Below are 20,773 nucleotides of genomic sequence, written 5' to 3'. Positions count from 1 at the left end.
CGTTTAGCGTTGTCATTGTTCACTTCCGCTGGTTGTGGACAGCGCAGGAGCGGCAAGGTTGGTAGCCAGGTTCCGCTTCTGCGCCTTACGGATCACACGCACCCGCAACAGGACGTGTTTCATCGCCACACGTCGCTGCGTGCGTTTTTCGCTATTACTGTTGACTTTCTGCTCGTCTACATGCGACTAGTCAGCAGGCTTGCCCTCCGCCTGAAGGTTCGCCGAGATCTCACCCGCTTTCCGTTCCTCGTATCCGGCCCAGTACAGCGCCTCGTGGTGATGCCCCCGGTCGACGTCCGCAACGGCCTTATAGAGCCGCGCGTTGCTCAGGCGGAACGCCAGCCACACCGAGGGGTTCGCGTCGTTCGGTGGGCGGCGGTCCATCACAACCTCGTGGGCGTCCCGCAGCGTCTTCGGCTCAGCCCTGCGCACCGTCACGCCTCCCCGCGCGGGCTTCCAGCAGCGCCGCCAGTTCCTCGGCGTGGTCGCGGAGCTGGCGAAGGAATGCCGCGCAGGCCGGCCACGTCTCCTGATCCTGTGGAGGGACCAGCGTCAGCACGAAGGGCGCGCCGGCCAGCACCAGGACCGGCGGAGAAGACTGCCCCGGGCCGGTCTCCTCCACCGTCACCTCGATACCCGGCCCCACCGCCCAGCGCACTCCCAGACCGTCCATCACGGCCGTGTCCTGCTTCACTTGCCCAATCCCTTGCCAGTTCGGCGAACCCTTCGGCCGCCGACTCCAATGCGGCCACGCACCACCACGGCAGCCCGCGCGTCTGCGCCAGCTCGTGCCACGCCCGCGACACCCGCCGAGCCGCGTTGGCCGTGTTGGTGGCGTTCATCGGCGAGAGGACCGCGCGGCCGTGTTCCCACGCGGTCATGTAGTCCCGATACGCCTGCTCCCACGCCTCGACCCGCTCGCGGAAGCCCATCCCTGTCACGCGGCCTTCGGCGTCTCACCGGACCCACCGGACCGGGACGGCTTCGCGTTCGTGGCGGCCTGCTTGAACCCCGTCGCGCGGAACACGTAGGACTGGTACTTGAACTCACCCTGACCAGCCACCTTCGGCTCAGCCGTCAGCCCCTCCAACTCGATCGGCCGCATCCCGGGCAGCGCCTCCGACGTCGTCGGCACCGGCTGCACATCGGCGAGAAGCGTGATCTCGAACGACGCCCGCTTCGCCCGCGTCTCGGCCGGGTCGGTGACCATGACCTTCCACTGCCGCTTACCCGTGATCTCGTCGACCCGCTGCCGCACCGGACGGTTGGCGGCCCGGTCCTCACGCGACTGGTACTCGTTGTCCGGCGACACCTCGCCCACCATCACCAAGCCCTGCGTGAACGCGTCGTCGAAGTCGATACCGAACCGATGTCCCTTGTCGATAGCCATGCTGAATCCCTTATGTCGTCGGTTAATTAGTTTCTTCGGGCGGCTCTCCGCCTCGTGCCGCAGCGGCGTCCAATGCCGCGCTCACCTTGTCCAGTTCCCTCCGCAGTACGGCGATGGCGTCGGAGTCCACGAGCAGGACAACCGGGAACGCCTTGCCGAACCGGACTTCCGCACGGTTTGCGTAGGTCAGCGCCCGGGCACGAATCGGCAGATCAGCCGTGACGTGGATCTGAACCGTGTCGCGCATGCCACGCCGCGCCTACGCCGCACAACGGCGAGGTACCGCCCGCTTGTCGAAGCCCGCCGGCCGAACCGTGGTTTCAGTGGTCACGCCTACCTCCTCGGTGTCCTGGCACCGGGCCTGCCCCGGCAACCTGACACCCAGACTCCGCCAAAACGCGGGACGTGATCACCACGTGGCGGGACATCTCGGGACGTCCCTGGTACCGTCGAAGACGTCCCTACACGTCCCGAGGGGGTGGCGATGCCGAACGAACGCCTGCGTGACGCGCTACTGCGCAACGGCCTGACGTTGGAGCAGGTCGCCAAGGCTGTCGGGGTCGATCAGAAGACCGTCGAGCGCTGGATCACCAAGAACCGGACGCCCTACCCCAAGCACCGGCACAAGATCGCCGCCATGGCGCGTGAGTCAGAGACCTACCTGTGGCCGGACTCTGTGGCCCCGGAGCGCAAGGCCGAGACGGCCGCCGCCGAGCTCGTGCAGGTCTTCCCGCACCGCAACGCCGTGCCCGTCGAACTGTGGGACCGGTTGATCAAGGAAGCTTCGGAGACCGTTGAGATCCTGGTCCACGCGGCGTTGTTCCTGGTGGAACGCCCGAGGTTCATCAAGGACCTGACCGCCAAGGCAGCGGCCGGCGCTCGAATCCGCCTCGTGTTCGGAGACCCCGAAGGGGAGAGCGTCGCGCTGCGCGGCGAGGAAGAACAACTGGGCGACGGGACGCTCGCGGCACGAATTCGCAACGCGTTGGCGTCCTACCGGCCGCTGGTCGGAGTCGACGGTGTGGAGATGCGGTTCCACAACACGACGCTCTACAACTCGATCTTCCGGTTCGACGACGAGATGATCATCAACACGCACGTGTACGGGTTTCAAGGAGCCCACGCCCCGTCCCTCCACCTGCGGAGACTGTCCGCCGGGGACCTCTTCGAGACCTACTCGGAGAGCTTCGAATCCGTCTGGAACCTCGCCAAGCCGGCCACCTTCTAGGAGGCAGCATGACCCGAGTCGACTACTACAACGACCCGAACGCCCCCAAGGCGAACAGCATCGCAGTGGCCGTATCGGCGTTCATCCAAGACGACGAAGGTCGAATCCTGATGATCCGGCGAACCGACAACGACCTGTACTCCATCCCGGGTGGCCAGCTTGAACTCGGCGAGACACTGGCCGAAGCAGCCGTGCGGGAGGTTCGCGAGGAAACCGGGATCGAGTGCGAGGTTACCGGAGTGATCGGGCTGTACTCAGACCCCAAGCACGTCATCGCCTACGACGACGGCGAAGTCAGGCAAGAGTTTTCTATCTGTTTCCACGCGACCCCAATCGGCGGCAGCCTGCGCATCAGTAGCGAAAGTCGAGAAGTCGCATGGTTTGACCGAAACAAAATGGATACTCTGAATATTCATCCGGCCATTCGTCTTCGCATCACGCACGCTATAAACGGAAATTCGGAAGTCTTCTTTACGTGATCCACAAAGGCACCTACTCTTCGAACGAGACCACTTCATCGCTCTCCTCGATGAAGGCCACCTCTAAATCCAAGCCGAGTGACGCGATATTCTGAGCACACCGCACAAGACTGACCTGCGAAAAGGTAAATAGGTCGTCAGGACTGCGACCCTTTGAAGCAAATGCGATTACGATCGCCTTTGGCCTGAAATTATCCGAAATAACCCTTTTCCCACCACTGACTTCAGTAACTCTTTCACGGAACTTATCCAGCGCGTCGGGCTGCCGCACCAAAGCCTCCGCAGAGTTGCTTGCTTGATTAAAGAGGTGACTAGCGGCAATCGAGCCGTCGAGTTTTTTCACATGCACAAGTCGGTCATCCGGAGTTAGAACATCACAGGCTTCAAATCCTCGCGGATGCTGGCTGGTGTGGATTAGTCTCCGATCCAGCGACACATACCCTTCCTGCGCGCCGAATATGTTATCGTTGAACCGCCCCTCATTGACCCATCCTGAATACTCTTCATCACTGTTCTTGCGACGCTTTTTCTCCTTTGGCCATGCAGGAATCTCCAAATCGCTCTTATTGGCGAAGATTTGTTCGAGGTGCGATTTCAACATTTCAAGGTAGGCGCCTCCGATGTTGTACCAGCGACCACGATGGAAGACATAAGATTCCCCTTCCAACTTTGTCTGATACAAGATCCATTTATCGCCAGATATTTGGCGCGTCAGAGGCGAATCATCCTCCGCCTGACCTTGAATCTTCATCGACCGCAGTCGAGATAATCGATCTTTAGGTTCAAGCTTTTCAAGCGGCTCGACTAAAGAAAATAGATCGAGCTCCTCAAAGACCAGCGGCCTTGTCGCACCGCTCCCAAAGACCTTATATCGAGCAATCTCGCCAGGTTCGTTATCGAACTCAGCAGGCCAGCAGAGCGACATGCCCGCCGAGTCAGGTTTCAGGTTTTCCGAAAGCAAACTCTCTAGGGCAGGTATCTTTCGGTTTCCCGGCTTCAGAGGCTGAGTATTCTCAAGGTGCGCGAACTGCGCCTTGGGCTTCTCTTTTTCAACAACGTCATCAATACTTCGAAGATCTGCCAGCAAGTTTGCCGGAAGCTTCGCCAGAGGGATGCCGAGAGAATCTGCACCACGAACCGTTATCTTTCGACTCACACTTCGCATGGTCTTAGACTTTGACTTCTTAGCATCGGGCTTAATGTCGCACGTAAGCCCTTTAGATTCAATCTTGCCAACAAACCTGCTCACTATTTCGCCGATCTCCTCCAAGCCAAAAGAGCCGAGAGAAGCACCGCCAAATACCGACGTTCGCGCGGTACGAGGTACCGTATCTAACGCATGGGAAGTCAGCGCAGAGACCGCTTCTGGACGTGCACGACGAAGGGCAAACCTCAAGCCGAAACCATCGTCAATATACGCAGGATTGATTAACAAGTGACCCATACTCCACGATAGCCCGTAACAGTAATCGTTAGAATCATCTATTCTTACAAGAAGCAGTCCAGCCGACGTCTGGTTACTCAAGTTGAAGGGCACAGAAGAAACACTTCGAGCATGCTCAACCCATGCAGGATTATCGTTCAACATAGAACCATACACCAACAAAGAATCACTGCCGTCCACTTTTGTCGCAGTCGACGTGAAGCCTTCGGATTTCAGATATTTGTCTTGCACGGCAGCCTCAAGCTTAGCGTCAGATTTCACACGCAATCGGTAAAGTGAACTCTTAGCCGACTTTGATTGTTGCTTGGGCACTGCACACCTCTTCATACGTCCTGGTTGCCGAACTTGGCTCTATGGGATCAAGGGCGCGCCGCCGGCGGCGGCGCGCCTGTCGCCTACGTAGCCCCTCGCCTGGGCGGCCGCATCCGCTTCCGACACGGCGGGCTGCCGCTCCGCTCCGCCCGCCGGCCGGGCTGCGCGGCCGCCAGCGGGTCACCGGGCGCAGCGCCGCGCGACGGCGGCACACCTCTCCCCTGCAGCAAGCTCGGCCCCCTCGACGATCAACAAGCGGTGGTGACATTCGGGTCGTTCGCGTCTCGCTGTCTGTTACGTACCGAAGCTAAGTTCCTCCATCCCGACGCCCGATCGTGACAACGGCCGGTAGCACCGCGTCAAGACGATGAAGCGTGTCTTGACCCGGCACCACCGGCCGTGTGGAGGCTTCGTATCGGGATGCAGGGCAGGGTGTGGCGGGGTCCGCCAGGCCGTCTCCAGGCCGTCAGAGGTCAGGAAGAGGCAAGCACCCGCGAGAACTGATGACAGACAAAACCGCAGCTCAGCGCACCTAAGAGGCAGGAACGCCGAGGTCGAGCAGAACCCCGGAGCAGATCATCGCGATCTGGCTGGCGATGTACGCCTGACGCCGAGGGGGCCCCGCTCGCACACCCCAGCGAACGAAGCCCCCTCGACCGGGCATCTCAGCCGAACATCCCCGGCTGGTACTCCCCGGCCGGGTTCCGGACCATCACGTTCAGCCGGTTCCACGTGTTGATCTCCGCCACCAGGCACACCAGCGCGCCGATCTGCTCGTCGTCGTAGTGCTTGCGGACCGCTGCCCAGGTTTCGTCGCTCACGCCGGTGTGGGTGTCCGCCAGGCGCGTCCCCTCTTCGGTCAGCGCCAGCGCCGCGCGCTCCGCCTCCGTGAACACCACCGCTTCGCGCCAGGCCGCCACCAGTGCCAGGCGGACCGCCGTCTCGCCCGCCGCCGCGGCGTCCTTCGTGTGCATGTCGAGGCACATTCCGCAGCCGTTGATCTGGCTCGCCCGGATCTTCACCAGCTCCTGCGTCGCCTTCGGGAGGGTCGACTCCTCGATCGGGCGGGACGCCGCGATCAGGCGCTTGAAGAACTTGCTCGTGACCTCGTTCTCGAACATGTTGAGCCGCGCTTCCATGGCCGTTTCCCTTCTCGTCGGTTCCACAGCCATGACGAGGCGGGCGACGCCGTTGTGACAGGACGGCGAGTGGCGCCGGTCACAGCGAATTCAGCTCCACACCTTCGCGCCATCCCCCGCGCTGCCGGCCACCGCGAACACACCCCGCGCGACCTGCGGGACCACGCCGGGCCTCGCCAGCGGGCCGCGCTTCAAACCACCACTTTCCGGGGTCACTCACACGTACACCACGACGGTTGCCGTGATCAACAGCGCGGCCGACGGTGGGCTTCACCGAAGATCCGACGCGCGAAAGGAGCAGCACCGCGATGGCCAAGACCATGCAGCCCCAGGAGCTCATCGACAGTGCCGTGGTCGACCCGGCCGGCAACAAGCTCGGGAAGGTCGGCAACGTCTACCTCGCCGACGCCACCCACCAGCCCGAGTGGATCACCGTCAAGACGGGTCTGTTCGGCACCAAGGAGAGTTTCGTCCCGCTCTCCGGCGCGCACACCGACAAGGACGGCGTGCACGTCCGGGTCGACAAGGACGCCGTCTCCGACGCGCCGCGCATCGACGCCGACGGGCACCTCTCCCCTGAGGAAAGCGCCCAGCTCTACCAGCACTACGGCCTGCCGATGCCGCGGACCTCGCCGGACGGGCGGATGGACGGCCGGATGGGCGACCGGACGCAGGGCCGCGACCCGGCCATGGGCGGCACCGGCAAAGGCGCGCCCGGCCAGGGCAAGGCCGGAATGGCCGACGCGGGCCAGGGCATGGCCGGCCGCGGCAAGGCGGCCGCGGGGCGGGACAAGTCCGACCGGGACGACGACCGCACGATGACCCGCTCCGAGGAACGCCTCAACGTCGGCACCGAGCAGGTCGAGACCGGCCACGTGCGGCTGCGCAAGTACGTCGTCACCGAAGAGCAGCAGGTCACCGTCCCGGTGCGGCACGAGGAAGTGCGCATCGAGCGGGAGCCGATCAAGGACGGCCGGGGCGGCGGGACCGAGATCGGCGAGGCCGAGCAGGACGTCGTCCTCCACGCCGAGAAACCCGTGGTGCGCAAGGAAGCCGTGCCGGTCGAGCGGGTGCGCCTGCGGACCGAGACGGTCACCGACGAACAGACCGTCTCCGGCAAGGTCCGCAAGGAGCAGTTCGAGGTCACCGACGACAACGGCAAGCACCGCAAGTAGGAACCCCGGTGGGTGGCCGGCCCCCGACGCCGGCCACCCACCGGTCAGGCCCGCAGCATCGGCGCCGCGAGGAACTGGTCCGGGATGGCGAACGCGTCGACCAGCGCCCGCGCGTGGGGGCGCAGCTGGGCACAAAGGCCGTTCACCGCCGCGGTGACGGCCTTTCCGCGCGACGCCGTCAGGCGGCCGTGGCCCAGGAACCACGCCAGGTCCTCTTCGATCGCCGACAACGCGTACAGGTCGCAGACGCGGTCGAGCAGCGAGCGGGCGTCCGGGTCCTCGCAGCGCTCGATGGCCGCCGCGAACGCCTCCAGCACCAGCCGCTCCATGTGGACGCGGCCCGCGCGCAGCACGTGGTCCTGGGCCGCGTTGAAGACCCCGAACGGGTCCGAAGCCGCCTTGCGCAGGCGCTTCGCCACCCCCTCGACGACGTGCTCCTCGCGGTCTTCGAACAGTCTCAGCTGCCACTCGCGGCGGAAGAAGACTTCCGCGTCGGACCCCTCGGTGAGCGATTCGAGCGCCTTCCGCACCGATGTCCGCTCCAGGATCGCGCTCACCACCTGGTCGGTGAAGAACCGCGCGGTGGCCAGCGGTGAAAGGTCCTCGAAGTCCTGCTTGTAGCTGGTCAGCAGGCCCTTCGCGACCAGCTGCAGCAGCACCGTGTTGTCACCTTCGAAAGTCGTGAAGACGTCGGTGTCGGCCTTCAGCCCGGGCAGCAGGTTCTCCGCGAGGTACCCCGCGCCGCCGCACGCCTCGCGCGCCGCCTGGATCGTCGCCGTCGCGTGCCACGTGTTCAGGGCCTTCAACCCGGCCGCGCGCGACTCCAGTTCGCGCTGCTCCTCCTCGGGTGCCGACGAGTCGATGTCGTGCAGCTTCGACACCAGCTCCTCCTGGGCGAAGTGCAGCGCGTACGTCTTCGCCAGCGCCGGCAGGAGCTTCCGCTGGTGCCCGAGGTAGTCGAGGATGACGACCTCGTCGCCCTCCGGCGTCAGGAACTGGCGGCGCTGCTCGCCGTAGCGGATCGCCAGGGCCAGCGCGCGTTTCGTCGCGCTTCCCGCGCTTCCGCCGACGCTCACCCGGCCGCGGATCAGCGTGCCCAGCATGGTGAAGAACCGCCGGCTGTCGCTCTCGATCGGGCTCGAGTAGGTGCCGTCGGCATCGACGTCGCCGAAGCGGTTCAGCAGGGCCTCGCGCGGGATCCGGACGTTGTCGAAGCTCAACCGTCCGTTGTCGACACCGTTCAGGCCGGCCTTCGGGCCGCAGTCCTCGATGGACACCCCGGGCACCGGCGTGCCGTCGGTGCCCCGGATCGGGACCATGAAGGCGTGCACGCCGCGGGATTCGCCGCCGGTGACCAGCTGGGCGAACACCACCGCCATCCGGCCGTCGCGGGCCGCGTTGCCGATGTATTCCTTCTGTGCCATGGCATCCGGCGTGTGCACGACGAACCCGCCGTCCGCGAAGGTCGCCGTGGTGCGCAGGTGCTGGACGTCGGAACCGTGCCCGTGCTCGGTCATCGCGAAGCAGCCGAGCAGGTCCAGGTTCATGATCTGGCGCAGGTACCGCTCGTGGTGCCGCTCGGTGCCGAGCAGCTGCACCGCGCCGCCGAACAGTCCCCATTGGACGCCGGCCTTCACCATCAGCGACAGGTCGCCGTAGCCGAGCAGCTCGAACGACGTCACCGAACCGCCGACGTCGCCACCGCCGCCGTACGCCGGGTCGAAGCCCAGACCGGGGCGGTCGGTCTCGGCGAGCGCGCGCAGCTGGTCGAGCACCTGGGCGCGGTGGTCCTCGACGCCGAGGTCCACCGGGTCCCGGAACTCCGCGTCGCTCATCTGCGCGCGGACCGCGCGGCGCAGCTCGGCCCAGCGGCCGTCGAGGACGGTGGTCAGCGCGTCCGGATCCACCTTCGACGGCACTTCGGGGATGTCCACGGCTACCTCCGGAAAGGACGAACGGCAGGCTTCCTACTCGTTGGTAGTAAGCCTGCCGCAGCCGCGGCGATCCCGCAGGTTCAGATCGGCTTGCCGTTCACCGTCACGTTCGTGAACTTGGCGTCGTCCACGTACTTCAGCGTGTTCGCCGGGTCGGACGCGCCGTCAAACGTGGAGTTCGCCACGGTGCACCCGTGCACGTGGGCGTTCGGAAGCCCGCTGACGTCGAAGGTCTTGCCCGCGATCTTCGTGCTCGAGCAGTCGCTGATCGTGAACGGCCCGAACGACGGGACGTAGCCGCCGGTCTGGCTGTTGTACGTGGATGTCACGTACACGAAGTTCCGCGCGAAGGTGCCGGAGACACTGTCGAGGTTGATGTTCTCCGAGAACCCGCCACGCAGCGTGTTCGACTTCACGTAAAGCGCGAACTTCGTTTCCCCCTTCACGGTGAGCCGGTACGCGTAGACGTTGCGGATCCCGCCGGTCTGCTCGCTGCCGCAGGTGATCGCGCCCCAGTTGCCGTTCATCACGCAGTCGACGACGACCAGGTTCTGGCACGGCACGTCCACGCGGCGCCCGTCGGCGTCGCGGCCGGACTTGATCGCGATGTTGTCGTCGTGCGCGCCGAGGGTGCAGTTCGCGATGACGACGTGGTCGCACGACTCGGGGTCGCAGCCGTCGGTGTTGGAGTGCGCGGTGCCGGGATCGGTGCTGACGCCGTCGACCGTGACGTTGCGGCACAGCGTCGGGTGCAGCTGCCAGAACATCGGGTTCTTCAGCGTGACGCCCTGGATCAGCACGTTCTCGCAGGCGTACGGCTCGACGAACGCCGACCGCATGGTGTGCCCGGAGCCCGGAACCACGCGCTTCTCCGGCGGAGTTCCCTTGGCCACCAGCGTTTCCAGGTACGCGCGGTCGCTGCCCTTGTTCCACGACGACGTCGCCGCCGCGTCGAGCGTGCCGCTGCCGGTCAGGGCGATGTTCTTTTCCCGGTACGCGTAGACCATCGGCGAGCGGTTGACGCATTCGATGCCTTCGTAGCGCGTCAAAACGTTCGGGAACTTCGCCGCGTCACCGCTGAATTCGAGCACCGCGCCCTTTTCGAGGTGCAGGTCGACGTTGCTCCTGAGGTAGACCGCTCCGGTGAGGAAACTGCCGCCGGACGGCACGATCACGTGGCCGCCGCCGGCCGCGCTGCAGGCTTCGATCGCCTTCTTGATCGCCGCGGTGGTGTCGGTCTTGCCGTCGTTCTTCGCGCCGTAACCGGTGATGGGGAAGGTCCGGTCGGGGAAAGCGGGGATCGTGGTGTCCGCGACGATGTCGTTCGCCGCCGGCCACGGGAGCGCGGGGACGTCGACGCGGTACCGGCGCTCGAACGGGATCGCCGGTACGAGGGAAACCGCGAGCGTGCCCTTGATCAGCTGCCGCCGGGTGAACCTGCCGTCCATGGACGCCTTCCTTCACGGGAAAGACCAGGTGCGACGGCGGAACCACGGCACGGACCGTGGGCACGACGAACTCTAGGCGCGAACGCGGCTGCGGGTCCAGACGGACCAAGACTTGTCGTGAGTGTTTAGGGCGGTTCTAACCGCCCTAAACACTCACGACACCGTGGGTCAGGCCAGGTCGGGGCCCTTCGAGCGCAGGTCGTCGACCTTGCTCATCGCTTCCCGCAGCTCGCCGAGCCAGCTGTCCGCGTGCTGGCCGACCAGGCGCACCGCCCAGGCCAGCGCGTCCGACCGCGAGCGCGCGACGCCGGCGTCGACGAGCGTGTCGAGGATCAAGCGCTCCGGCTGGCGCAGCCGGGTCATCACCGGGGCCGAGTGGGTCGTGAACAGCGCCGTCGTGCCACCCAGCCGGGCGCCCCACGCCACCTTGCGCTGGTAGCGGTGCTCCGCCTGGCGCGCGATCTCGATGCGCTCGTCGCGCGTCTCCTCGCGGTAGCGGCTGATCCGGCCCTCCTCGGCGGCGGCGCGGGCCGCGTCGTCGGCGTACTCCTCGGTGAGCGCCGGCAGCTCGCCGACGACGATGATCTCCTCGCGGTCGACCGTGATCTCCGGCGCGCCGGTGAACCACCCGTCGGGCAGGCGGCCGCCGAACCAGGCCGCCGCGTCGTCCGCCGAGGGCACTTCGGCCTGCTGCCAGCCGCGGCCGCCCTTCCAGCCTCGTCCCATGACTCCACCTCCGATTACATGATTACAACGCTACTCACGCTACGCCGAATACAGGTGAACACGGAGGACGTTCACCCAGGGCGATCAGAGCTGGGCGGCGAGGGCATCCGGGGTCGTGACCGGGCGGTCGCACACATAGCCGCGGCAGACGTACGCGGCCGCCGCGCCGTCGACCAGGGGGCGGTCCGCCAGCAGCGGGACGCCCGGTGCGTCCGGCTCGCCGGCCAGCACGATGCCGCCGCCGTGGACGCCCCGCGCCGCCGCCAGCAGCAACGCCGGATCCGCGCCGACCACCGCCACCTGGACCGGACCGGCCTGCAGCGCCTCGGCCACCGACAGCCAGTGCCCGGCGAACCGCGGCACCCGTGCGGCCAGCACCCCGACCCGCCGCACGGCCTGCTCGGCGGCCTCGCGATACCGCGCCGCGCTCTCGTGGCCCGCGAGCGCGGACGCCGTCAGCAGCGCCCCGGCCAGCGCCGACGCCCCCGCCGGGCTCGCGTTGTCGCCGGAGTCGGCCGGGCGCTGGACCAGCGTCTCGGCGTCGTCGGCCGTGTCGAAGTACGCGCCCGGGACGTCCGGGGACGCGAAGTGCGTCAACGCCAGGTCGAGCAGCCGGGTCGCTTCGGTGAGCCACTTCGCGGAGCCCGTGGCCTGGTGCAGGGCCAGGAATCCGTCCGCGACGCAGGCGTAGTCCTCCAGCACGCCCGCCGACTCCCCGGCAACGCCGTCACGCGAGCTGCGCCGCAGCCGCCCGTCCACGACGTGGACCCGCAGCAGCAGCTCGGCGGCGTCGACCGCCCACCGAATCCACTGTGGACGATCGAGGGCGACGCCGGCCTCGGCCAGAGCCGTGATCGCCAGGCCGTTCCAGGACGCGATCACCTTGTCGTCCCGGCCCGGCTGCGGCCGCTTCGCCCGCGCCTCGAGCAGCTTCACGCGAAGAGGTTCCGGCAGGTCGCCGAACAGCCGCAACGTCGACGCGCCCTCCTCGAACGTCCCCTCCTCGGTGACACCGAACAGCGAAGCCGCAGAATCGTCACCGACGACCTCACGCAGCTGCGCCGGCGTCCAGACGTACGTCGAACCTTCGACGCCGTCGGTGTCCGCGTCCAGCGAAGACGCGAAGCCACCCTCTGCCGTCCGCAGGTACTCGAAAAGGAACTCCCCGGCCCCGGACGCGACGCGCAACGCCGTCGCCGAGCCGGTGCGACGCCAGAGGTGGGCGTAGAAGCGCAGGAGCAACGCGTTGTCGTACAGCATCTTCTCGAAGTGCGGCACGATCCACTCGGCGTCGACGGAGTACCGCGCGAACCCGCCGGCCAGCTGGTCGTACATCCCGCCGCGGGCCATCGCCTCGGCCGTCTTGTCCACAAGCGACAGAGCGACGTCGGATCCCGTGCGCTCGTGGTGACGCAGCAAGAACTCCAGCACCATCGACGGCGGGAACTTCGGCGCGCGGCCGAACCCGCCGTTGACCGGGTCCGCCTCCTGCTGCAGCTTCCCGACGGCGCCGGCGAGCACGGCCTCGTCCACCACGGACTCCTGCAGCGGGCCCGTCTGGCCGGCAATGTGGGCGACGATCTGCTTGGCGCCGTCCAGCAGCTCGTCCGGCCGCTCCCGCCACGCCTCGGCGACGGCGGCGAGCAGCTGCCGGAACGACGGCATGCCCGGCCGCGGCGACGGCGGGTAGTAGGTGCCGCAGTGGAACGGCTCGCCGTCCGGGGTCAGGAAGCACGTCATCGGCCAGCCGCCCTGCCCGGTCATCGCCTGCGTGGCGGCCATGTACACGGCGTCGATGTCCGGCCGCTCCTCACGGTCGACCTTGATGTTGACGAAGCGCGCGTTCATCACCGCCGCGGTCTCGGCGTCTTCGAACGACTCGTGCGCCATGACGTGACACCAGTGGCACGCCGCGTAACCCACCGAAAGCAGGATGGGCACGTTCCGCCGCTTCGCCTCGGCGAGCGCGTCGGCGCCCCACTGCCACCAGTCGACCGGGTTGTCCGCGTGCTGGAGCAGGTACGGGCTGGTCGCGCTGGCGAGACGGTTCATGCCTCCAGGGTGGCATCCGGGAAAACCGGGCGCGCGGTCACCGGCCACTCCGCCACACTGGGCCGGTGCTGCTGACGATCACGACGACCCGGAATCCCGCCACCGACTTGGGTTTTCTCCTGCACAAGCATCCGGAGAAGGCGCAGTCGGTCGCGCTGTCCGCCGGGACCGCGCACGTCTTCTACCCGGAGGCGTCGCCGGACCGGTGCACCGTCGCGCTGTTCGTCGAAATCGACCCGGTCGACCTCGTCCGCGGCGGCGGGACGTCGCTGACGCAGTACGTCAACGACCGGCCCTACGCCGGTGGCTCGTACCTCGCGGTCGCGCTGCGGGCGGCCTTCACGACGGCGCTCGCGGGCCGCTGCGCCGCGCGTCCCGAACTCGTCGGCGAGCCCTTCGAGCTGGAGATCCACGTGCCGTCGCTGTCCGCACGCGGGGGCGCCGAAGTGGTGCACAAGCTGTTCGAGCCGCTCGGCTGGCGCGTTTCCACCGCGCCGATCCCGCTCGACCCGCAGTTCCCGCAGTGGGGCGAGAGCCGCTATGTCGACTTGACGCTCACCGGCACCCACCGGGTCGCCGACGCGCTGCGCCACCTCTACGTCCTGCTGCCCGCGCTCGACGGCGGCAAGCACTACTGGGTCGGCCAGGACGAGGCCGACAAGCTGCTGCGCGCCGGCGAGGGCTGGCTCGCCGGGCACCCCGAGCGGACGCTGATCACCACCCGCTACCTCGAGCGGCGCCGCCCGGTCGTGACCTACGCGCTTTCGCGGCTGGCCGAGGCGGACGACGTCCCGGCGGAGGCCGAGGCGCTGGTCACCGAGCTGCCGGACAAGCCGGAGAGCCTCGCGTCGCAGCGCCACGGCAGCGTGCTCGCCGCGTTGCGGGCCGCGGGCGCGCGGCGCGTGCTCGACCTCGGCTGCGGGAACGGCGCGCTGCTGCGCGTCCTCGAAAAGGACCGGTCGTTCACGGAGATCGTCGGCGTCGACGTCTCCGCGAGCGCCCTCGACGTCGCGGAGAAGCGGCTCAAGGACGGCTCCCGCGTCACGCTGCGGCAGTCCGCCCTCACCTACGCCGACCCGGCGCTGGCCGGGTACGACGCCGCCGTGCTGATGGAGGTCGTGGAACACGTCGACGAGGAGCGCCTGCCGGCACTGGAGCACGCCGTGTTCGGGGTCGCGGCGCCGCGCACGGTGCTCGTCACGACGCCGAACGCGGAGTACAACCGGCTGTTCGAGTTCCTGCCGATGGGGCATTTCCGGCACGCCGACCACCGGTTCGAATGGACGCGGGCGCAGTTCCGCGCCTGGGCGGACGGCGTCGCGGCCCGAAATCGCTACGGCGTTCGTTACCTGCCGGTGGGACCGGAGGACCAGACTTCAGGACCGCCGACCCAGCTGGCGGTCTTCACGAGTGAGAAGGAGGTGGCCGCGTGAAGCTGACCGTTCCCGACATGTCGCTCGTCGTGCTCGTCGGCGCTTCCGGCTCCGGCAAGTCGACGTTCGCGCGCACGCACTTCGCGCCGACGCAGGTGCTCTCCAGCGACTTCTTCCGCGGGCTCGTCGCCGACGACGAGAACGACCAGTCCGCGTCGGCCGACGCCTTCGACGCCTTGCACTACGTCGCGGGCAAGCGGCTCGCGGCCGGGCGGATGACCGTCATCGACGCGACGAACGTCCAGCGCGCTTCGCGGGCGAGCCTGGTGAAGCTCGCGAAGGAGCACGACGTGCTGCCGACGGCGATCGTGCTCGACCTGCCGCTCGGCGTCTGCGTGGCGCGCAACTCCGGGCGGCCCGACCGCGACTTCGGCGACCACGTGGTCCGGCGGCAGCGCGGCGAGCTGCAGCGGTCGCTGAAGTCGCTGGAGCGCGAGGGTTTCCGGCGCGTGCACGTGCTGCGGTCCGAGGCCGAGGTGGCCGGGGCGGAGATCGCCGTCGAGCCGCTGCGCAACGACAAGCGCGAGCTGACCGGGCCGTTCGACGTGATCGGCGACGTCCACGGCTGCGCGGCCGAGCTCGAGGAGCTGCTCGCCGAGCTGGGGTACGTCGACGGCGTGCACCCGGCCGGGCGGACGGCGGTGTTCGTCGGCGACCTCGTCGACCGCGGCCCGGACACCCCGGGCGTGCTGCGGCGCGTCATGGGCATGGCTTCGGCCGGCGACGCGCTGGTCGTCTGCGGCAACCACGAGCAGAAGCTGGTGCGCGCGCTGCACGGGCGGAAGGTCAACGTCGCGCACGGGCTCGCGGAGTCGCTGGAGCAGCTCGACGCGGAGAGCGAGGACTTCCGCCGGGCGGCGCACGAGTTCTGCGACGGCCTGATCGCGCACTACGTCCTCGACGGCGGCAACCTCGTCGTCGCGCACGCCGGGCTGCCCGAGCGCTACCACGGGCGCGCGTCCGGGCGGGTGCGGAGCATGGCGCTCTACGGCGACACGACCGGCGAGACCGACGAGTACGGCCTGCCGGTGCGGCTGCCGTGGGCGCGCGACTACCGCGGGTCCGCGATGGTCCTCTACGGGCACACGCCGACGCTGGAGCCGGAGTGGGTCAACAACACGATGTGCCTCGACACCGGGGCCGTCTTCGGCGGGAAGCTGACCGCGTTGCGCTACCCCGAGCGCGAAGTCGTCTCGGTGAAGGCGCACCGGGTCTGGTACGAGCCGACCAAGCCGCTCGACGCGTCGCGGCCGCTGGGCGGGCGCGAGCCCGCCGTGCTGGAGCTGGCCGACGTCACCGGGAAGCGGATCGTGCAGACCGCGCACCACGGCCGGGTCGGCGTCTCGGCGGAGCAGTCCGCGGCGGCGCTGGAGGTGATGAGCCGGTTCGCGGTCGACCCGCGGTGGCTGGCCTACCTGCCGCCGACGATGGCGCCGTGTTCGACGTCGTCGCGGGAGGACTACCTGGAGCACCCGGAGGAGGCGTTCGCCGAGTACCGCGCGGCGGGCGTGCAGTCGGTGCTGTGCGAGGAGAAGCACATGGGCTCGCGGGCCGTCGTGCTGGTCTGCCGGGACGACGAAGTCGCCGCCAAGCGCTTCGGGATCAGCGGCGGCGGCGCGGTGTACACGCGGACCGGGCGGCCGTTCTTCTCGCCCGGGCAGAACGCTTCGCTGCTCGCCGACGTGCGCGCGGCGGCCGCCGGGCTGTTCGAGGAGCTGGGCTCGGGCTGGCTGCTGCTCGACGCGGAGCTGCTGCCGTGGAGCGCGAAGGCGGGTTCGCTGATCGCGGACCAGTACGCGTCGGTCGGTGCGGCGGCCCAGGCGGTGCTGCCGGCGGCGGTCTCGGCACTGGCGACGGCGTCCGCGCGCGGCATCGACGTCTCGGACCTGCTGCGGCGCACGGCCACGCGTTCGTCCACAGTGGAGGCTTACCGCGACGCCTACCGGCGCTACTGCTGGCCGACGTCGGGGCTGGAGGGGGTACGGCTGGCGCCGTTCCAGCTGCTGGCGTCCGAAGGGGCGTCGTACCACGACCGGCCGCACTCGTGGCACCTCTCGGTGCTGGACGGTCTCGCCGGCCCGCGCTTCCAGCGCACCCGGACGCTTCCGGTGGACCTGCTGGACGACGCGTCGGTGGCCCAGGGCGTCGCGTGGTGGGAGGAGCTGACGGCCGAGGGTGGCGAGGGCATGGTGGTGAAGCCCTCGGCGAACCTGACCCGGGGCACGCGGGGGCTGGTCCAGCCGGGGGTGAAGGTCCGCGGACGCGAGTACCTGCGGATCATCTACGGGCCGGACTACACGCTGCCGGCGAACCTGGAGCGGCTGCGCAAGCGCGGGTTGAACCGGAAGCGGATGCTGGCGCTGCGCGAGTACGCGCTGGGGCTGGAGGCCCTGGAGCGCGTCGCGCGGGGTGAGCCGCTGTGGCGGGTGCACGAGTGCGTGTTCGCGGTGCTCGCCCTGGAGTCCGACCCGGTGGACCCGCGGCTGTAGCAGCGCCCCAAGGCGGCCTTGGTTGCGTTCAACGCACCCAAGGCGGCCTTCGGTGCGTTCAACGCACCGAAGGCCACCTTGGGGCGTTCGAGGCCAGGTCAGTCCGCCTTGGCCGAAGACGAGGACGTGCCGTTCGCCGGCTTCTTCTCCGGCTCGGCCGGAGCCCCGGCTTCCGCGGCCGGCTCCTCGGCCTTGCCCTCTTCGGCCGGCGGCTCGTCGAAGCTGGCCGGGACGCGCTTCAGGTGCTTCGTCATCGAGCGGACCAGGAACGCCACCGCGATGAGGAAGAGGATCAGCACCAGGAAGCCGACCGGGGACGACTTGCCGAAGTCCTCCCCCTGCCCGCCGTTGTCGCCGTCACCCGGCTGCTGCGTCAGGACCAGGGCCGACGCGGTCACCGGAAGCGCCACGCCGGCCGGCAGCGTCAGACTCATGTGTTCACCTTCTCCTCGATGCCGATGCCGGCGAACAGGTCGTCCTCCGGCAACGTGCTGTCGACCTGCGACTTGACCAGCTCGTACTCCTCGGTCGGCCAAGTCTCGCGCTGGATCTCCAACGGGACGAAGAACCAGCGGCTGTTCGGGTCGATCTGCGTCGCGTGCGCCTTCAGCGCCTCGTCCCGCACCTCGAAGTATTCACCGCACTCGACGCGGGTCGTCACCCGCTCCATCACATCGGCCCGGTCGGGGTCCCACTTCGCCAGCCACTCGGTGTACGGCGACTCGAGCCCGGCCTCCTTCAGCGCGGTGTCGAAGGCCGTCATCCGGGCCTTGGAGAAGCCGTGCATGTAGTACAGCTTCAGCGGCTGCCACGGCTCGCCCGCGTCGGGGAAGCGGTCCGGGTCCGGTGCCGCGTCCCACGCCGCCATCGACACCTCGTGGGTGCGGATGTGGTCGGGGTGCGGGTAGCCGCCGTTCTCGTCGTACGTCGTGATGACGTGCGGGCGGAACTCCCGGATCACGCGCACCAGGGCTTCGGTCGACTCCTCGAGCGGCACCACCGCGAACGAGCCCTCGGGCACCGGCGGCAGCGGGTCGCCTTCCGGCAGGCCGGAGTCGACGAAGCCCAGCCAGCGCTGGCTCACCCCGAGGATCTTGGCCGCGCGGGCCATCTCCTCGCGGCGGACCTCGGTCATGTTCGCGAGCACCTCGGGCCGGTCCATGGCCGGGTTGAGGATGCTGCCCGCCTCACCCCCGGTGCACGTGACCACCAGCACCTCGTGGCCCTCGGCGGCGTAGCGCGCCATCGTGGCGGCGCCCTTGCTCGACTCGTCGTCCGGATGCGCGTGCACGGCCATCATCCGCAGGCGCGGCTTGGCTGTCTTCGTCAGCTGGTCCACCATGCTGCGAACGACTCCTTCTCTACCTGTATTCCGCGACCCACCTGCGGGCCGCCCACCCAGCGGGCGGATACTCGAAGCCGTACCCGCCTCACCATTGTCCCCACGGGTACGACAAGAACGAGCAGGAGGCCCCGGGTTGGCAGGCGGACCGGCGGAAACGGCTGTGCCCGTGCTGCCCGAAGGCCGGTACGGCACCGGGCGCGCCCAGGCTCCGCGCCGCTGGCGGCGCTGGCTGTTCCTCGCCATCGCCCTGCTGGTCAGCGGCGTGATCGCGTGGGTCGCGTACGTCAACCTCGGGTCCGCGCCGATCGACGCCGAGCGCGTCGCGTTCAGCGGCAAACCGGGCAACGCGATGGAAATCACCATCAACGTGACCCGGGACGACGACACCAGGCCGGGCGTGTGCATCGTCCGCGTCCGCGACAAGACCGGCGCCGAGAGCGGCCGCAAAGAGCTCCTGATCCCCGCCGGCGCGAAGTACAGCAGGATGAGCACGACGATCAAGAGCATCGGGGAACCGGTGACGGCCGACGTGTACGGCTGCTCGTACGACATACCACGGTACCTGTCAACCCCATAGCGGCCAACGGGGTGAACCGCGCGCCCAACGCCCACGGCGCGCGGAATTAACGGGCGTCGAACTGTCGCGCCGTGATAGTCTGACCCTTCAGCACGGCCCGCGACGGGCCGTGTTTTTCCTTTATCTCAGCCACGCGGGCAACTGCGCCCGCGTGGGCCGGCTTGAACACGCAAGCCTGGCAGGCCCGACGAGGAGATGGTGACCGTGAGCGACACCAAGGTGACCTGGCTGACCCAGGATGCCTACGACCGGCTCAAGCACGAGCTCGACGAAATGATCGAGAATCGTCCGGTCATCGCCGCGCGCATCAACGACAGCCGCGAAGAGGGCGACCTCAAGGAGAACGGCGGCTACCACGCCGCCCGCGAGGAACAGGGCCAGGCCGAGGCGCGCATCCGGCACCTGCAGGAGCTGCTGCGCTCGGCCAAGGTCGGCGAGGCGCCCGCGAACGACGGCACGGCCGGCCCCGGCAAGGTCCTCACCGTCCGCTACGAGGGCGACGACGAGGACGAGAAGTTCCTGCTCGCCACCCGCGAAGAGGGCGCCGAGGGCGAGCTCGACGTGTACTCCCCGGAGTCGCCGCTGGGCAAGGCCCTGCTCGGCGCCAAGGAGGGCGAGTCGCGCGAGTACGAGCTGCCCAACGGCAAGCTGCAGAAGGTCACCCTCGTCAAGGCCGTTCCCTACAGCGACGGCAAGTAGCGGTCCGGGCGCGCCCGGTTTTTCCGTGGCCGGGCGCGCATCCCCGCCGCTAGCGTGGCTCCCGGGATGCACATTCCGGGAGGACTTCAGTGAGCACGGAACCGATCTGCCAGGCCTGCGGCATGCAGTACGCCGCGGCCCGTGACGACTGCCCGGTCTGCGAAGACGAACGCCAGTACGTCCCGGCGTCCGGGCAGCAGTGGACGAACCTGTCCGCACTCCGCGCGAGCGGCACCTACACCCCGCGCGTCGAGGAGCAGGGCCCCGGCATCGTCGGCGTCGGCTCGAACCCGGGCTTCGCGATCGGCGAACGCGCGCTGCTGGTGCGGGCGCGGTCCGGCAACTTCCTCTGGGACTGCGCGGCGTACCTCGACGACGCGCTGGTCCAGCAGGTCCGCGACCTGGGCGGGATCACCGGCATCGCGATCAGCCACCCGCACTACTACACGACGATGGTCGAGTGGGCGCACGCGTTCGACGTGCCGGTCTACCTGCACGAGGGCGACCGGCAGTGGATCGGCCGGCCCGACCCGGCGGTGAAGCTGTGGTCCGGCACCACCTTGGACGTCGCGCCCGACCTGCGCCTGATCAACCTGGGCGTGCACTTCACCGGCGGCACGGTGCTGCACTGGCCGGACGGCGAAGACGGCCGGGGTGCGCTGCTGTCCGGCGACATCGTGCAGGTGATCCCGGACCGCACCCACGTCGGCTTCATGTACAGCTACCCGAACCTGATCCCCGAGCGCCCGCACATCGTCCGGCGCGCGGCGGAACTGCTGGCGGGCTACCGCTTCGAGGCGATCTACGGCGCCTGGTGGGACGCGATCGTCCGCACCGACGGCTTCGAGGTGGTCCAGCGCTCGGCGAAGCGCTACCTGGCCCACGTCGGCGACGAAGGCTGAG

The 20,773-nt window shown here is 68.3% G+C and carries 20 protein-coding genes; 8 read left to right on the top strand and 12 right to left on the bottom strand.

Annotated elements, in window-relative coordinates; all coding sequences use genetic code 11:
* Window positions 1-186 precede the first annotated feature (186 nt).
* From QRX60_RS19000 to QRX60_RS18985, 4 genes are all read right to left on the bottom strand, one after another.
* Window positions 187-438 carry an AMED_5909 family protein gene (locus tag QRX60_RS19000; protein ID WP_286002106.1) on the bottom strand — a complete coding sequence of 84 codons (252 nt, stop codon included), beginning with the start codon at window positions 436-438 and terminating at the stop codon, window positions 187-189.
* Window positions 419-694: a hypothetical protein gene (locus tag QRX60_RS18995; protein WP_286002105.1), complete on the bottom strand. Its 276-nt coding sequence runs from the start codon at window positions 692-694 to the stop codon at window positions 419-421. Before QRX60_RS18995 ends, QRX60_RS19000 begins: the two co-directional genes overlap by 20 nt.
* A 243-nt stretch (window positions 695-937) precedes the next feature.
* Window positions 938-1,390 carry a hypothetical protein gene (locus tag QRX60_RS18990; protein ID WP_286002104.1) on the bottom strand — a complete coding sequence of 151 codons (453 nt, stop codon included), beginning with the start codon at window positions 1,388-1,390 and terminating at the stop codon, window positions 938-940.
* A 22-nt stretch (window positions 1,391-1,412) separates the two neighbouring features.
* Window positions 1,413-1,637 carry a hypothetical protein gene (locus QRX60_RS18985; protein ID WP_286002103.1) on the bottom strand — a complete coding sequence of 75 codons (225 nt, stop codon included), beginning with the start codon at window positions 1,635-1,637 and terminating at the stop codon, window positions 1,413-1,415.
* Window positions 1,638-1,874: 237 nt separating this feature from the next.
* On the opposite strand from QRX60_RS18985, the gene QRX60_RS18980 reads away from it, so the two are divergent.
* Both QRX60_RS18980 and QRX60_RS18975 read left to right on the top strand, forming a co-directional pair.
* On the top strand, window positions 1,875-2,618 hold the full coding sequence (locus QRX60_RS18980) for a DUF5919 domain-containing protein (RefSeq protein ID WP_286002102.1): 744 nt from the start codon (window positions 1,875-1,877) through the stop codon (window positions 2,616-2,618).
* Between the two features lie 8 nt (window positions 2,619-2,626).
* Window positions 2,627-3,097 (top strand): NUDIX hydrolase, encoded by a 471-nt coding sequence (locus QRX60_RS18975; RefSeq protein WP_286002101.1) that lies wholly within the window; start codon window positions 2,627-2,629, stop codon window positions 3,095-3,097.
* A 13-nt stretch (window positions 3,098-3,110) separates the two neighbouring features.
* Here QRX60_RS18975 and QRX60_RS18970 read toward each other — a convergent pair whose 3' ends face one another.
* Together QRX60_RS18970 and QRX60_RS18965 are read right to left on the bottom strand one after the other, a co-directional pair.
* Window positions 3,111-4,853 (bottom strand): DUF6119 family protein, encoded by a 1,743-nt coding sequence (locus QRX60_RS18970; protein ID WP_286002100.1) that lies wholly within the window; start codon window positions 4,851-4,853, stop codon window positions 3,111-3,113.
* A 665-nt stretch (window positions 4,854-5,518) separates the two neighbouring features.
* On the bottom strand, window positions 5,519-5,992 hold the full coding sequence (locus QRX60_RS18965; protein ID WP_286002099.1) for a carboxymuconolactone decarboxylase family protein: 474 nt from the start codon (window positions 5,990-5,992) through the stop codon (window positions 5,519-5,521).
* A 308-nt stretch (window positions 5,993-6,300) separates the two neighbouring features.
* Here QRX60_RS18965 and QRX60_RS18960 point away from each other — a divergent pair, with 308 nt between their 5' ends.
* Window positions 6,301-7,167 (top strand): PRC and DUF2382 domain-containing protein, encoded by an 867-nt coding sequence (locus tag QRX60_RS18960; protein WP_286002098.1) that lies wholly within the window; start codon window positions 6,301-6,303, stop codon window positions 7,165-7,167.
* A gap of 44 nt (window positions 7,168-7,211) precedes the next feature.
* Here QRX60_RS18960 and QRX60_RS18955 read toward each other — a convergent pair whose 3' ends face one another.
* From QRX60_RS18955 to QRX60_RS18940, 4 genes are all read right to left on the bottom strand, one after another.
* Entirely contained in the window at window positions 7,212-9,101 is a 1,890-nt protein-coding gene (locus QRX60_RS18955; RefSeq protein ID WP_286002097.1) for an acyl-CoA dehydrogenase family protein, read from the bottom strand.
* 80 nt (window positions 9,102-9,181) lie between these two features.
* Window positions 9,182-10,549 carry a glycoside hydrolase family 28 protein gene (locus QRX60_RS18950; protein ID WP_286002096.1) on the bottom strand — a complete coding sequence of 456 codons (1,368 nt, stop codon included), beginning with the start codon at window positions 10,547-10,549 and terminating at the stop codon, window positions 9,182-9,184.
* A gap of 168 nt (window positions 10,550-10,717) precedes the next feature.
* Window positions 10,718-11,275, bottom strand: coding sequence for a hypothetical protein (locus QRX60_RS18945; protein WP_286002095.1), 558 nt, complete (start codon window positions 11,273-11,275; stop codon window positions 10,718-10,720).
* A gap of 84 nt (window positions 11,276-11,359) precedes the next feature.
* Complete coding sequence (locus QRX60_RS18940) at window positions 11,360-13,327, bottom strand: thioredoxin domain-containing protein (protein ID WP_286002094.1); 1,968 nt, start codon at window positions 13,325-13,327, stop codon at window positions 11,360-11,362.
* Between the two features lie 65 nt (window positions 13,328-13,392).
* Here QRX60_RS18940 and QRX60_RS18935 point away from each other — a divergent pair, with 65 nt between their 5' ends.
* Entirely contained in the window at window positions 13,393-14,760 is a 1,368-nt protein-coding gene (locus tag QRX60_RS18935) for a 3' terminal RNA ribose 2'-O-methyltransferase Hen1 (protein ID WP_286002093.1), read from the top strand.
* Window positions 14,757-17,249 carry a polynucleotide kinase-phosphatase gene (locus QRX60_RS18930; RefSeq protein WP_286002092.1) on the top strand — a complete coding sequence of 831 codons (2,493 nt, stop codon included), beginning with the start codon at window positions 14,757-14,759 and terminating at the stop codon, window positions 17,247-17,249. The genes QRX60_RS18935 and QRX60_RS18930 overlap by 4 nt, the downstream gene beginning before the upstream one ends.
* 98 nt (window positions 17,250-17,347) lie before the next feature.
* Here the strand turns inward: QRX60_RS18930 and QRX60_RS18925 are convergent, their stop codons facing one another.
* Both QRX60_RS18925 and mca read right to left on the bottom strand, forming a co-directional pair.
* Window positions 17,348-17,683 (bottom strand): hypothetical protein, encoded by a 336-nt coding sequence (locus tag QRX60_RS18925; RefSeq protein WP_286002091.1) that lies wholly within the window; start codon window positions 17,681-17,683, stop codon window positions 17,348-17,350.
* Window positions 17,680-18,591 carry a mycothiol conjugate amidase Mca gene (gene mca, locus QRX60_RS18920; protein ID WP_286002090.1) on the bottom strand — a complete coding sequence of 304 codons (912 nt, stop codon included), beginning with the start codon at window positions 18,589-18,591 and terminating at the stop codon, window positions 17,680-17,682. The genes QRX60_RS18925 and mca overlap by 4 nt, the downstream gene beginning before the upstream one ends.
* Window positions 18,592-18,727: 136 nt before the next feature.
* Between mca and QRX60_RS18915 the strand changes: the two genes are divergently transcribed.
* From QRX60_RS18915 to QRX60_RS18905, 3 genes are all read left to right on the top strand, one after another.
* Window positions 18,728-19,171: a DUF4307 domain-containing protein gene (locus QRX60_RS18915; RefSeq protein ID WP_286002089.1), complete on the top strand. Its 444-nt coding sequence runs from the start codon at window positions 18,728-18,730 to the stop codon at window positions 19,169-19,171.
* Between the two features lie 195 nt (window positions 19,172-19,366).
* Window positions 19,367-19,870, top strand: coding sequence for a transcription elongation factor GreA (gene greA, locus QRX60_RS18910; protein ID WP_286002088.1), 504 nt, complete (start codon window positions 19,367-19,369; stop codon window positions 19,868-19,870).
* Window positions 19,871-19,959: 89 nt separating this feature from the next.
* Window positions 19,960-20,772 (top strand): MBL fold metallo-hydrolase, encoded by an 813-nt coding sequence (locus tag QRX60_RS18905; protein ID WP_286002087.1) that lies wholly within the window; start codon window positions 19,960-19,962, stop codon window positions 20,770-20,772.
* The last annotated feature ends 1 nt before the right edge of the window (window position 20,773 follow it).

It is taken from the genome of Amycolatopsis mongoliensis, from assembly GCF_030285665.1.
Classification (GTDB): Bacteria; Actinomycetota; Actinomycetes; order Mycobacteriales; family Pseudonocardiaceae; genus Amycolatopsis; species Amycolatopsis mongoliensis.
The sequence above is the reverse complement of the archived record's forward strand: the minus strand, read 5'-3'. Positions and strand labels throughout refer to the sequence as shown.

Bases quoted from the DNA above. Each gene is read 5' to 3' on its own strand.
- QRX60_RS18960 (WP_286002098.1), top strand. From the start codon at position 6,301: ATGGCCAAGACCATGCAGCCCCAGGAGCTCATCGACAGTGCCGTGGTC.
- QRX60_RS18975 (WP_286002101.1), top strand. From the start codon at position 2,627: ATGACCCGAGTCGACTACTACAACGACCCGAACGCCCCCAAGGCGAAC.
- QRX60_RS18945 (WP_286002095.1), bottom strand. From the start codon at position 11,275: ATGGGACGAGGCTGGAAGGGCGGCCGCGGCTGGCAGCAGGCCGAAGTG.
- greA (WP_286002088.1), top strand. From the start codon at position 19,367: ATGGTGACCGTGAGCGACACCAAGGTGACCTGGCTGACCCAGGATGCC.
- QRX60_RS18950 (WP_286002096.1), bottom strand. From the start codon at position 10,549: ATGGACGGCAGGTTCACCCGGCGGCAGCTGATCAAGGGCACGCTCGCG.
- QRX60_RS18925 (WP_286002091.1), bottom strand. From the start codon at position 17,683: ATGAGTCTGACGCTGCCGGCCGGCGTGGCGCTTCCGGTGACCGCGTCG.
- QRX60_RS18980 (WP_286002102.1), top strand. From the start codon at position 1,875: ATGCCGAACGAACGCCTGCGTGACGCGCTACTGCGCAACGGCCTGACG.
- mca (WP_286002090.1), bottom strand. From the start codon at position 18,591: ATGGTGGACCAGCTGACGAAGACAGCCAAGCCGCGCCTGCGGATGATG.
- QRX60_RS18985 (WP_286002103.1), bottom strand. From the start codon at position 1,637: ATGCGCGACACGGTTCAGATCCACGTCACGGCTGATCTGCCGATTCGT.
- QRX60_RS18940 (WP_286002094.1), bottom strand. From the start codon at position 13,327: ATGAACCGTCTCGCCAGCGCGACCAGCCCGTACCTGCTCCAGCACGCG.
- QRX60_RS18990 (WP_286002104.1), bottom strand. From the start codon at position 1,390: ATGGCTATCGACAAGGGACATCGGTTCGGTATCGACTTCGACGACGCG.
- QRX60_RS18965 (WP_286002099.1), bottom strand. From the start codon at position 5,992: ATGGAAGCGCGGCTCAACATGTTCGAGAACGAGGTCACGAGCAAGTTC.